The sequence below is a fragment of the Paenibacillus sp. J22R67 genome (genome assembly GCF_059692175.1).
In genome coordinates, this window is record NZ_JCAUAX010000004.1 from 764,298 (window position 1) to 776,806 (window position 12,509).

General features: G+C 47.0%; 13 protein-coding genes. 8 read left to right on the forward strand and 5 right to left on the reverse strand.

Features of this window, described 5'->3' with window-relative positions:
- The first annotated feature begins 38 nt into the window (after positions 1-38).
- The 7 genes from AC58VC_RS19570 (at position 39) to AC58VC_RS19600 (ending at position 7,160) form a co-directional block, all read left to right on the forward strand.
- A complete protein-coding gene (locus AC58VC_RS19570) occupies positions 39-1,151 on the forward strand; it encodes an ABC transporter substrate-binding protein (protein ID WP_497370497.1) in 1,113 nt (370 codons plus the stop codon).
- Positions 1,152-1,227: 76 nt separating this feature from the next.
- Positions 1,228-2,886 (forward strand): ABC transporter permease, encoded by a 1,659-nt coding sequence (locus tag AC58VC_RS19575; protein WP_497370498.1) that lies wholly within the window; start codon positions 1,228-1,230, stop codon positions 2,884-2,886.
- A 12-nt stretch (positions 2,887-2,898) separates the two neighbouring features.
- Positions 2,899-3,996, forward strand: coding sequence for an ABC transporter ATP-binding protein (locus AC58VC_RS19580; protein WP_497370499.1), 1,098 nt, complete (start codon positions 2,899-2,901; stop codon positions 3,994-3,996).
- Between the two features lie 19 nt (positions 3,997-4,015).
- Positions 4,016-4,957 (forward strand): ComEC/Rec2 family competence protein, encoded by a 942-nt coding sequence (locus tag AC58VC_RS19585; RefSeq protein ID WP_497370500.1) that lies wholly within the window; start codon positions 4,016-4,018, stop codon positions 4,955-4,957.
- Between the two features lie 18 nt (positions 4,958-4,975).
- Positions 4,976-5,419: a DMT family transporter gene (locus AC58VC_RS19590; protein WP_497370501.1), complete on the forward strand. Its 444-nt coding sequence runs from the start codon at positions 4,976-4,978 to the stop codon at positions 5,417-5,419.
- Between the two features lie 33 nt (positions 5,420-5,452).
- A complete protein-coding gene (locus AC58VC_RS19595) occupies positions 5,453-6,271 on the forward strand; it encodes an inositol monophosphatase family protein (protein ID WP_497370502.1) in 819 nt (272 codons plus the stop codon).
- 76 nt (positions 6,272-6,347) lie between these two features.
- Entirely contained in the window at positions 6,348-7,160 is an 813-nt protein-coding gene (locus AC58VC_RS19600) for an arylamine N-acetyltransferase family protein (RefSeq protein ID WP_497370503.1), read from the forward strand.
- A gap of 277 nt (positions 7,161-7,437) precedes the next feature.
- Here the strand turns inward: AC58VC_RS19600 and AC58VC_RS19605 are convergent, their stop codons facing one another.
- The 3 genes from AC58VC_RS19605 to AC58VC_RS19615 form a co-directional block, all read right to left on the reverse strand.
- On the reverse strand, positions 7,438-8,550 hold the full coding sequence (locus tag AC58VC_RS19605; protein WP_497370504.1) for an NADH:flavin oxidoreductase: 1,113 nt from the start codon (positions 8,548-8,550) through the stop codon (positions 7,438-7,440).
- Between the two features lie 106 nt (positions 8,551-8,656).
- Positions 8,657-8,974 (reverse strand): ArsR/SmtB family transcription factor, encoded by a 318-nt coding sequence (locus tag AC58VC_RS19610; RefSeq protein ID WP_497370602.1) that lies wholly within the window; start codon positions 8,972-8,974, stop codon positions 8,657-8,659.
- 189 nt (positions 8,975-9,163) lie between these two features.
- A complete protein-coding gene (locus AC58VC_RS19615) occupies positions 9,164-10,228 on the reverse strand; it encodes an LLM class flavin-dependent oxidoreductase (RefSeq protein WP_497370505.1) in 1,065 nt (354 codons plus the stop codon).
- Between the two features lie 173 nt (positions 10,229-10,401).
- Between AC58VC_RS19615 and AC58VC_RS19620 the strand changes: the two genes are divergently transcribed.
- Positions 10,402-10,575 carry a hypothetical protein gene (locus AC58VC_RS19620; protein WP_497370506.1) on the forward strand — a complete coding sequence of 58 codons (174 nt, stop codon included), beginning with the start codon at positions 10,402-10,404 and terminating at the stop codon, positions 10,573-10,575.
- A gap of 233 nt (positions 10,576-10,808) precedes the next feature.
- Here the strand turns inward: AC58VC_RS19620 and AC58VC_RS19625 are convergent, their stop codons facing one another.
- The gene (locus AC58VC_RS19625) at positions 10,809-11,429 is read right to left on the reverse strand and encodes a cysteine hydrolase family protein (RefSeq protein WP_497370507.1); all 621 of its coding nucleotides are present in this window, start codon (positions 11,427-11,429) and stop codon (positions 10,809-10,811) included.
- A gap of 182 nt (positions 11,430-11,611) precedes the next feature.
- Complete coding sequence (locus AC58VC_RS19630) at positions 11,612-12,412, reverse strand: class I SAM-dependent methyltransferase (RefSeq protein ID WP_497370508.1); 801 nt, start codon at positions 12,410-12,412, stop codon at positions 11,612-11,614.
- Positions 12,413-12,509: the final 97 nt, after the last annotated feature.

The following is a 12,509-nucleotide window of genomic DNA, read 5'->3' on the forward strand; positions in this document are numbered from 1 at the left end:
CAAATATTCGAAAGAGAACACATCTAGGAGGATGGGTAATGTTTTTGAAACCGAAGGCACGTACGGTAAGTTTGTTATTGGCAGCTTCATTCATGTTAACCACGGTATTAACGGGGTGTGGAGCTGGCGGAAGTAAGACAGCTAGTGCACCAACAACAACGCCAGCCAGCACGACGAGCAGTGAACCTGCGAAAGCCACGAAAGCACCAGAGTCGAAGAAACTAGTTGTTTACGCAGCATTAAACGAAGATGATATCGTACAAATTCAAAAGAAGTTCAAAGAAGATACGGGCATTGAGATTGAATACTTGCGTTTAAGCGGTGCTGGTGAAGCAAGTACGCGCATTCAAGCTGAAAAGGCTACACCTAAAGCGGATATCTTCGTAGGGGGCTCCGTTGAGTTCTATGAGCCGCTTGCTCAGCAAGGTTTGCTTGAAAAGTACACGTCCCCTAATGCCAAGGAAATTGAGTCCCGTTTCAATGATCCGAAGGGATACTGGCAAGGTTGGTACATGGGCGTTCTCGGTATCGTTCTGAACAAAGATAGATTCCAAAAGGAGCTTGCTCCAAAAGGCGTAAAAGAGCCAGCGACATGGGACGATTTACTTGACCCTAACTATAAAGGCCTATTCCTTACGTCCAATCCTGCGACAGCGGGCGGCGGTTATATCTTCGTTGCTGACCAGTTGTTCCGATTGGGAGAAGAAAAAGGTTGGGACTATTTGAAAAAGCTTAGCGCCAATGTGCATCATTATACACCAGCTGCTGGGGACGGAATTACGCTTACTGCGACGGGCGAATTCGTAGCTGCCATGTCTTGGGCGCATGATATCGTTAAATCCGCGCAAAAGGGTTACCCAATTAAGGTTATCGTGCCTGAGCAAACGGCTTTTGAAATCGGCGGTGTTGGTGTAGTTAAAGGTGGAGCGAATACAGAGAATGCGAAGAAATTCGTGGACTGGTTGTTAACCAAACCAGTTGGGGAAATGAACACGAAGCTGTCTAATCGCTACTCCGTTAGAAAAGATGTAGCACCACCAGAAGGTATGATTAAGATTGAGGATGTAAAGCTAGTTAACTATGACAGAGATAAAGCTGCTTCTATGAAAGCAGATGTTGTGAAGAAATTTACAGAACTGACAAGCAAATAAGTGATGTAAAGGAAAAGCTTGTACACCTCCTCCTGCGGCCAAATGGCAGGGGGAGGTGCATGCTTATAACCGAAAGGTGTGGAAAGATTTGATTTCATCTACTGTCAAAGATACCTGGTCGGAAATAAAGAGGTTGCGGAAGGAACCTGCCCTAGCTTTGGGTGTGGCAGCGATCATTCTGATCACCTGTTTTTTTGTCATTTGGCCGATTCTGAAGGTGCTTAGCTTCACTCGGCCGGAGGATTATCTTAAACTTTTTACATTTTCCAGATGGTATCATGCAGCTTTGAATAGTTTATTCATGACAGCTATCTCAACCATTTCATGCACGGTCATTGCCTTTATTTTTGCCTATACGATTACAAGATTGAAAGTTCCCTTCAAAGGGCTTTTTAAATTTATAACGATATTGCCGATTGTTTCACCTCCTTTTATTGTCGCTCTGTCCTACATCCTGCTTTTCGGCAGACAGGGAATCATTTCAAAATATGTGCTGCACGTTAATATAGATGTCTACGGTTGGCATGGGCTTTGGTTAGTTCAAACGATGACCTTTTTTCCTTATGCTTATGCAGTCATTCATGGTGTATTGAAATCAACCTCCACCAATTTGGAGTATGCGGCTTATAATCTCGGTGCCTCCCATTGGCAAGTATTTAAACAAGTTTTTCTTCCCCTGTGCAGGCCGGGTATTGCAGGCGGAGCATTAATTACAGCAATGAACGTCTTAGCTGACTTTGGAAATCCCATGATCATAGCGGGGAACTTCACTGTTCTTCCAACAGAAGCATATATGCAAATGTCAGGGATGTTCGATTTAAATTCGGCTGCTGTGCTCTCAACCGCGCTGCTAGTTCCTGCACTTGGTCTATTTGTATGGAACAGGGCTTGGGTAGGAAAGCGTTCCTACATCACCGTTACCGGTAAAGAAACTTCCCTGGAGCATTTTCCACTGCCCTTTGCGGTTAAATGGGGGTTATTTGCTTGCTGTATGCTCGTCACGCTCATCGTTCTTTCGGTTTATGGTGTGTTGTTTTATGGAGCTTTCACCAAAACATGGGGATTTGATTGGTCGTTCACGCTGCAAAATTTACTTTATGTGGAGGCCAAGGGACGAGAAATCTTTAACAGCTTGAAATTCGCTTTGCTTGCATCGTTAGCGGCTGGATTCTTTGCCCTGCCACTCGCTTATATTGTTCAAAGGAAGCGTGTAGGCATCAACCGATTGCTTGATTTCTTAGCGATATTGCCGGGGGCTGTACCGGGAGTATTCTTAGGACTTGGCTTTGCCATGGCCTTTAACGAGAAACCGCTGCTTCTCTCAGGTACTTCGCTCATTATGGTTCTTGCCCTTATGTTCTGGAATTTACCGACGTGCTATAGCGCCAGTCTGGCTGGTCTTCAGCAGATCAGCGGAGCGCTGGAAGAAGCTTCGCTCAATCTCGGTGCAAACAACTTCGCTACATTCAGGAGAATTGTACTTCCTTTGTTGAAAGGACCTTTTATCTCGGGAATTGTCGTGTCTTTTCTACGGTCTGTTACCTGTTTAAGCGTTATTATTTTCATTTACTCGGCGAAAACTTCCGTAGGTACGGTGTCCATTCTTGGATTAGTGCAGAACGGCGCTTGGGGAAGCGCATCGGCCTTTACGATTGTGCTGATTTCCATCGCATTCGTTGTGCTGCTGTTGGCACAGTTATTCTTGAAGAAGCAGGGCAGATCGATAGAACTATAAGTGGAGGAAACCATGAACACGGAGAAACCGATGATCCAAATTTCTAATGTTTCAAAAAGCTTTGGAGACTTTGACGCCATCCGTCAAGTGTCTCTCGACATTCCCGCAGGCAGCTTCACCACACTTCTCGGGCCAAGCGGTTGCGGCAAAACGACGCTGATGCGGCTCATTGCCGGATTCTACGAGCCGGATGCCGGTCATATTTCTATAGAAGGTAGAAATATGAATGAGCTGCCTGTCTATAAGCGGAATACGCCGCTTGTTTTTCAGGAATACGCCTTGTTCCCTCATATGACGGTATACGAGAATATCTCTTATGGATTAAAGCTGCAGAGGCCAACCCGGCAAGAAGTGAAGGACAAAGTCGATGCCATGCTCAGTATGTTCGGGCTTCAAGGGCTGCAAGGCAGGCTTCCCAGAGAGTTAAGCGGAGGACAACAACAGCGCGTTGCCTTTGCAAGGGCGCTCGTTATGGGGCAGAAGGTACTTCTGATGGATGAACCACTCAGCAATTTGGACGCCAAAATGCGAGTTGAAGTAAGAGATGAGCTTAGAGAGCTGCAGCAACGATTAGGCATTACAGCCATTTTTGTTACGCATGATCAAGATGAAGCTTTGTCGATCTCGGATCGAATTGCTGTGTTCAACAAGGGGCGTATCGGACAAGTGGGGACACCTTGGGATATTTACTTTAAACCGGAAAGTAAGTTTGTTGCCGACTTTGTTGGCACAGCTAATTTTATAGAGGGTGAAGTAGTAGCGGAAGAGGGCCAAGATTTGATTGTAAAATGCGGAACTGTCGTATTTCGCGTTCATCGAAGCGACTACGCCTTCCGGACTGGTGACCGGGTGACGGTTGTCATCAGACCGGAATGCATCTCCATTACCGATAAGCTGGCGGAAGGTCACAATGTTTGGACCGGTGTCATTCAGAGAAGCAGCTTCCTGGGGCGCATGATCCGTTATTGGATCAATGATGCTCCGCTACAATGGATTGTCGATGACGCAAGTCCAAGTATGCGGGGATATCTGCAAGGCAAGGTGCATCTAGCGCTGGATAAGCATAACATTCATTTGCTGCCGTCCGAGAAGGAAACAACGACATACTAACGATAAAGGGGATATTCCTATGCTGAATACCAAAGTTCAATTCCTGAATGTAGGGTGGGGAGATGCTCACCTGATTACTTTGCCGTCCGGCGCTGTTTGCTTAATTGACGGAGGTGACGGTACGTTCTCCGAAGATCAAGACCATCCCTTGTCTTGGATGAACCGGAATAGGGTTGATCGACTGGATTGGATGCTCCTTACGCATATTCATGAAGATCATGTCAACGGACTTCTGGATGTCGCAAGAGCTAAATTGGTCATCCGAGCCGTTCTGCCGTATGAGCCCTTTGAACTGCCTCCGGAAGAGCTGGTTCAAGAGCTAAGGGACGATTTTACTTGTAGAGTATACCGCATGTTAGCTACTTATCTGGAGTTAGTTCAGGTCTTAATCGAACAGGGGACGGAGATCAAGTGGCGCAGCGAGTATGGATCATGCGAGCAATCCAGGATTTGGTCTGAGGAAGGGTTCACCTTAACCCAGCTGTATCCTTGGGAAGGCGATCCGCTTCCGGCCTACGAGATGCTCATGAAAGCTCTATCAGATGATGCAGAGGACAATGGCTTACGGGAAGATTTACCGCGATTCTTTGAACTATCTAACCATGATAGCTCCGTATATCGACTCAGCAGCGTGGAAGAACCCCAGTCGACTGTGTTGCTCGGAGCGGATCAATTAGAGCCAGGATGGGAACGTCTGGCTCAGCGGACAGATTTAACGTGCAGCATTTGGAAAGTTTCTCATCATGGGATGGATGACGGCTTTAATGCCCGCATTCTATCATGGATTCAGCCTAAACATTGCATTATTCCCGTCAGCATCGGGCGCTCTCATGCTCTGAAGGGAGAATGGGAAGAGCTTCGTTCGAAGACGGATGCTGACTTTTATTTAACGGGGAGTTTTGCCAGAGGCAAGACATGCCGGATTGTTAACGGATCTATGCCAATTGAAATTGGCTTTTAATTTAAAGGAGATAGACAAATGCTAGGCAACAAGATTAGCTTTATACTTGCTTTTTCTGCAGGACTATTAGGTGTTACACAAGGAATGATGAATGCGTACATCGGGAAAGTTCAGGGACAATATGGGATGATTATTGGTGTTTCTGCGATCCAAATCGTCTTTGCTTCTTTTTTATTGTGGCGCATGAAAGCTCATTCTCCGCTACAGCTTCATGTTATCCCATGGATACTGGTTGCTGGTGTTTTGGGCGTAGGAATTATGTTCAGTACGTCCTATGCCACAGGGAAAATTGGCACTCTCCCCGTATTTATTCTGATCATTGCCGGGCAAATGGTTGCTTCATCGGTTATCGATCATTTCGGACTTATGGGTTTGCCAAAAAATCCGGTTACTTTAGCGAAATTCGGAAGTATCTTACTTATTATGACAGGTATACTTTGTTTCATAAAATCATCTAGGTAAATCAAACAGAAAGCTTGAGGAGAAGGAGAGCGTATGAACGAGCAACTAGCGTATGATAAGGCCATTATGCAGGATGCAATACGGTATGTGAAAGAAGCGGGTATTTTGATTAGGGAGCTCATGAAGATGCCGCTGCAAATTCAAGAAAAGAAGAATCAAGCTGATCTTGTGACAGAAGTCGATATGCAAAGCGAACAATTGCTGCGCAGTCGAATTAACCGTGACTATCCGGATCATTGGATATTATCGGAGGAAACAGATGGTGGCAGGGAAGATTCCCATCATATGTTAAAGCAACCTCCAGCCGGGTACGGATGGATTATCGACCCCGTGGATGGCACTATTAACTTCATTCACAACATCGCACATTTTGCGATCTCGGTCGGTATTGTGAAAGATGGCGTACCGATTGGCGGAGTCGTTTATAATCCTGTTACCAATGAGCTGTACTCGGGTCAAAAGCAGGGCGGGGCTTTCCTGAATGGCCACCGGCTTCAGGTTGGGCAGGAGCAGGATATTAGTCAAGCCTTGCTGGCAACGGGATTCCGCGCTTTGGACTGGAAACCGAACTCCGTGGTTGTGGAACAAATCGGAAGAATGACAGGTAAAGCTCGCAGTGTCCGCATTATGGGAGCAGCCAGTCTTGATTTATGCCTAGTGGCATCAGGGAGATTGACTGGATTTTGGCATGATGGACTATATCCTTGGGATGTTGCTGCCGGAATGGTTATTCTGCAAGAAGCGGGTGGCGTACTAACCGATGCTTCGGGGAAAACATTTGTCTTAAGCGATGATAGCTTGGTTGCTTCCAATGGGATCATTCACCGGGAATTGATGTCACTATTGAAATGAGATAACGGACAGGGGAGGAGCTTGCTTCAAAAGATATTTTGTCATCACCTTGAACCTCATGGTATGATTTTATCAAATGACTGTTATCTTACTGGCAAGTAACTCTCATAAGGACGGTGTCTTAAGATTGAACAATCAAATTCAAAGCTACTTAGATCGTATTGGTTTTCAAGGTTCGCTTGATCGCAGTGCTAAGACGCTGGCTGCCCTGCAAGAACGACATTTGTACTCGGTTCCCTACGAGAATTTGGACATTCTGGAACGTAGAGCGCTGTCGCTAGATCCACAGGAGCTGTATCACAAGATTGTTGAGCACAAACGGGGCGGATACTGTTTTGAGTTAAATGCCTTATTCGGCTGGCTGCTGCGAGAACTTGGATACAAGGTTACTGACCTTGTTGCCAGGTTTTGGCGCGATGAGACGGAGCTTCCGCCCAAGAGGCGCCATCACGTCCTGAAGGTAGAAGCCGAGGGTGCCAGCTATCTGTGTGATGTCGGTGTCGGCGGGGTCGTACCCATCAGACCGATTGCCATCGTCGAGGGACTCGTCCAGCAGCAAGGCGAGGAGTACTACCGTCTGGACAAAGATCCTGAACATGGCTGGGTGTTATGTGAACAGAAGCATGGGGGTTGGACCCGCATTTACTCTTTCACGGAGGAGCCGCAGTTGCCGAAAGACTATCTGTTTGCGAGTTTCTGGTGTGAAAATGCGCCTGATTCAATTTTCACCAAATTCCCGATTGTTGCAATCCGGACGCCGGAGGGACGGCATACAGTCGTTGATCGTGAGTTCCGCGTTTTCAATTCTGAGGGTGTACGGACCTTCACCCCGGAGACAGATGAAGCGTTTAAAGAAGCTTTGGTGGCCTATTTTGGTATTGTCATATAAATGCTATTCGATTCGGCTCCATAAAAAAGAGGCTATCCCTAGTCATTTAATGACCGAGGGAGCGCCTCTTTTTTGAACCTTTGGGACAGCTGGTTTTGTGATGATCCGCAGCTATTTGCTACGCTAACGGACACCTTAGTGCTTATTCGAAGGAATTAAGGTGATTATAAACCGTTATGAATGAAATAAGGGCTATTTATTGTGAATAACGACAATGATGTCCGTTACACAGAAATTCACTATGCGATCCTGCCGTGAGGAGGTACGCAGAAAGGAATTAGCTCAGCGAAGCAAGTGCCTCACGCGTGAACGGCTGTAATTCATCGGTGCGGTTATCACGGATCTTGGCTGCCCAAGCTGGGTCAGTCAATAGCGCGCGACCGACAGCGACGAGGTCGAATTCTTCGTTATCTAGACGCTCGATCAGGTTATCGAGGCCGGCAGACTCGCCTCCTTTGCCTTCTTCAAATAAGCTGGTGAAAGTGGAATCCAGACCGACGGAACCGACGGTAATAGCAGGTTTCCCAGTGATTTTGCGCGTCCAGCCCGCCAGGTTGAGATCGGAACCCTCGAACTCTGGCTCCCAGAAGCGGCGTGTGGAGGCGTGGAAGATATCAACGCCAGCCGCGGATAGTGGTGCAAGGAAGCGCTCCAGCTCCTCAGGATTCGCTGCCAGCTTGCCATCGTAATTAACCGGCTTCCATTGGGAGAAGCGGAAGATAATCGGGAAGTCGGGGCCAACCGCGGCACGTACGGCCTCGATAACTTCTACCGCGAATCGAGTACGTTCAACTAGATCACCGCCATACTCATCCGTGCGTTTGTTGGTGACGTCCCAGAAGAACTGGTCAATGAGATAACCATGGGCACCGTGAATCTCTACCGCATCAAAGCCTAGACGCTTCGCGTCAGCTGCAGCCTGGGCATAAGCTTGAACGAGACCTTGAATCTCATCGACTGAAAGTGGCTCCGATACTTGCTCACCCTTCAGGTTGAGGCCGGATGGGCCGATCGAGTCGATATTCGAATCGGGGAATCTGTTCTTATCACGGGCAGTTCCGGTATGCCAGATTTGCGGAGCGATTTTGCCGCCAGCTTCATGCACTTCGCGGACGACACGCGCCCATCCTTCCAGAGCTTCCTCCCCGTAAAAATGCGGTACACCGTGATCGGCAGCTGCAGCCGGATGGTTAATGACGGTTCCTTCCGTGATGATGAGGCCAACGGCGTTCTCCGCTCTCCGGCGGTAATAGCCTGCTACGTTAGGACCTGGGATGCCTTCTGGTGAAAAAGTACGGGTCATCGGTGCCATGACAATACGATTATCAAGCTTCAGGTTACCAATTTCAAAAGGTTGAAACAGAGCAGCTGTTGTTTTGGATGTAGTCATCTTATTCTCTCCTCCTGCATGTAAAAAGGTTTATTTATTAATCTATAAATACAAATATATAGATTAATCGATTAAGATGCAAGTTCTTCGGAGAAAACGATTGAAACTACTTCTTCACGGCTTGCAGCCCTGCAGCAAAGTTCGCCAAAAAGTCAGCGATGGCTTCTTCATTACGTCTGTAATAGGTCCACTGGCCATAACGGCGAGACTCCAGCAGTCCAGCTTTCTGCATGGAAGACAGGTAAGAGGAGATGACCGACTGCGCCAGACCGGATTTTTCCTGGATGCTTCCCACACAAACCCCTCCGGGGAACTCTTCTTTGATTAAGCTCGGCAGTTTCTCGTTCAACTTATCCGGCTCCCGCAGCCAGCAAAGGATGTTGAGACGAGTCTCATTGGACAGAGCCTTCAGCACTGCAAGCATTTCTTCATGTTTCACTACTCGACACCCATTTCTGGTTAATTTGTTCCCAGTATACCAAAAGAAAGGCTCTTGAGAAATAGAGGTCTGTCTGCAACGGTCGACAAATGATTTTTGGGATAAAAAAAACCGAGCCAAGGTCATGCACCTTGGTTCGGACCTATTGCTTTGTGTTGGATGGTATTGCCAAAATCAGCCTTGAGCTGTCTCGCGAGCAAGCTCTTTGCGAACGATTGGCGCCACCTTCGTGCCGAGCAGTTCAATGGTGCGCAGCAATTCGTTATGCGGCAGCGTGCTGACGTCTACGTGCAAGAGGAAGCGCGTTAGCCCCAGGTTCTTGTGCAGCAGAACAATTTTCTCGGCGACGTACTCGGGATCGCCGACGTAAAGCGCTCCGCGAAGGCTGCGAGCATCGTCGAACGATTCGCGGGTGTATGGCGCCCAGCCGCGCTCGCGGCCAATGGTATTCATCTGGGCAGCCGTAGATGGGTAAAACAAGTCGGCGGCTTTCTCTGTTGTATCGGAGATGAATCCGTGTGAATGCGTCGCGATTTGCAGCTTGCTTACATCGTGTCCGGCTTTCGTAGCAGCTTCTTTATAGAGCTTGACTAGAGGAGCGAATCTCTCCGGCATACCGCCGATGATCGCGAAAACGACTGGCAGTCCAAGGACACCAGCGCGAATCGCAGACTCCGGATTGCCGCCGGTTCCGATCCATACGGGCAGCGGCTCCTGTACGGATCGCGGATAGACGCCAAGGTTGTTGATGGCAGGGCGATGGCCGCCACGCCATTGTACTTTCTCCGTTTCGCGGATCGCGAGCAAAAGTTCAAGCTTTTCCTCGAATAGTTCGTCGTAATGGTTCAAGTCGTATCCGAACAGTGGAAAAGATTCGATAAACGAGCCGCGGCCCGCCATAATCTCTGCCCGTCCATTGGATAGGCCGTCCAATGTGGAGAAAGCTTGGTACACGCGAACCGGGTCGTCCGAAGATAATACAGTCACGGCACTTGAGAGCCGGATTCGTTTGGTTGTAGTAGCGGCAGCTGCTAGGATAACGGCTGGAGCTGAACTCGCGTAATCTGCGCGATGATGTTCACCGATCGCATAGACGTCAAGGCCGACTTGATCGGCAAGATTAATCTCCTGGACGGCTTGTCGGAGCCGCTCGGCATGTGTGACGCCACCTGCTCTCGGAGCAGCCTCGAGAAAAGTGCTTATTCCTATTTCGAGTGAAGAAGTCGTAAGATTAGTCATAGTAATTCTCTCCCTTCTGTATAGGAATATTATACTTTATATTTTAATGTAACTCAACAAAAGTAAGTAAATATCAACGATTGCCAAGTAACGCGGATGCAACAAGAATATTTTATCAGTACCATAAGTAACTTTTTTAGAGTAAAATATGGGTTGTTGAAAGGTGGAATGTTATGCAAAAGAGAATGCGTAAAGCTATCCTTCTGGTCTTAGCAGGCGGGATCAGTTGGGCAGCAGTTAACTACTTTTTAGATAAACACATCAGTGTCAGCTTCGTTGGAGGAGCTTCGTGGTTTGTTGTTACTATTTTAGTATCGTGGATTTCGCCGAAAATTAATCAAAATTAATGATTTTGAATTGTATTTAAATGTAACAGAAATGAAATCTTATATTCATCTGGTTTTAATGAAACAAGCCTATAATAAAAGTCGACCCCCCTTTAAAATATAAAACTTTAGACCCGCAGCCCGTTGCTGTGGGTCTCTTTTTTGCTCTTTTAGAGGGTAGTGAGGATTGGTTCTACGTGTCAGCAGTATGCTTGTCCCAGCAGGATTAACGGGTGGAAGCTTACCTATTTTGATTACATGTGAGAGATTGCCTGTTGAGTTGACCAAGTAGCACTGCTGAATGCCTGATAGTTAGTTACAGCGGCCTGAAAAGCTTGCTCACTTACAGTGGCTGTGGCATCATAAACAACCGCTGTTTCAAAACCATTTTCGATTAAATCTCGCATATGCGATTCCACACAAATATTCGATAGAACACCTGCCAAAATGATCTTTTCTTTACGTTGCTGACGTAGTTGGTAGACTAGATCATTACTCTGTGGACTAGCTATCTTATGAGCTGTTGCAATGACTGTCCGACTAGATAATATGTAGGGTTTAAGCGATGGAACCCAGTCGGCTCCTACAGAAGTGTAGTCATGTTGTTTTTGAAACACACGCAGCTTTAATAACATTTCTTGTTCAGCTCCAGTAAATTGCCAACTATAGTCATGCGGATAGATATAATGGGGAGATATGAAAAGTTGGTACCCTTTGCTCATGGCGGTGTGCATCAGAATTTCCAGGTTAGCTAGTGTGTTGTTATGCTCAATATTATTTTTCGTTAAATGGTAGCCCTTGCCACCAGGTGAAAGAAAGTCGTTCTGCGGGTCCGTAATGACAACTGCTGTATTAGCGGGATGAGGTGTAAACATTTGTTTCCTCCAAATCTCATCAGAATATGAGGTTTCACGCACTGTTCGCCTACTGTTCCTCATGAATATATGAAGGGGAGCTTGGTCATATTCCGCTAGATTCTGTGGTAAAATATGGAGCGACGCTGTTGAAAAAGAATAGGCAGCCGATGTAAGAAGATCGGCTGCCATTTCATCCCTATTTATGTGGCAAGCGCAGGTTTACTGAGCATAGCTCGCCACTCATCTATTTCAAGGGATTGAACTTTATCATTTTCAATATGCACGGAAAAATATTCTCGAGTAGTCGGATCAGCATCCCTTATAAAATGCTCAACAGCCTTCGCTTGTTCGTTGTTCTCGGCGGTACGCAAGACCCAAGCAGGGAACTTGTGTGGTTTGCGATTCATTACGGATTGCTCGACTTGCAGTCCCGCTTTGTCCGCAAGTCCTTGCCATTCCAGAACGGTTAAACACCGAACATGGCTGGTGTCACGCATAGCTTCAAATGTGTTCATAAATTGATTAAGTGCTGCGTCAGAGGGAGCAACGTTATCGATGAGAACTAATTTGCCGCCTGGTTTCAGTACACGCGACGCTTCATGAAGGAATAAGTGAGGATTAGGAAAATGATGAGCAGCTATGCGGCAGGTAACGGCATCAAACGAACTGTCGAGAAAAGGCAATTGTTCGGCATCAGCGACAACAAAAAGGACATTATGGCACTGCGCCTGTATCAAGTGATCAGCGGCAGCGACCAGCATAGGACGGGTTAGGTCTGTAGCGACAACCTGATGGACATGCGGAGACAACTGTTTGGCAACGTGACCGCCACCGGTTGCAATATCCAGTACGTTCCAAGTATTTTCTACAGGCAGCCAGCCTAGCAGCAGTGCGAGATCGTCACCTTTTGCATGCCTCTCACTTGTCACATACTTGTTAGCATGTTTGCCGAATTGCTGCTGTACATGCTGTTTGATGGATTTTTCATTTTCATTTACCAAAAGAAACACCTCCGAAATTAAATTTCACTAGATGAAACCCAGTGTCACATTGCGGAACTCTTTCTTATTTTATCATAATAAATGCGAAGGTGGTATC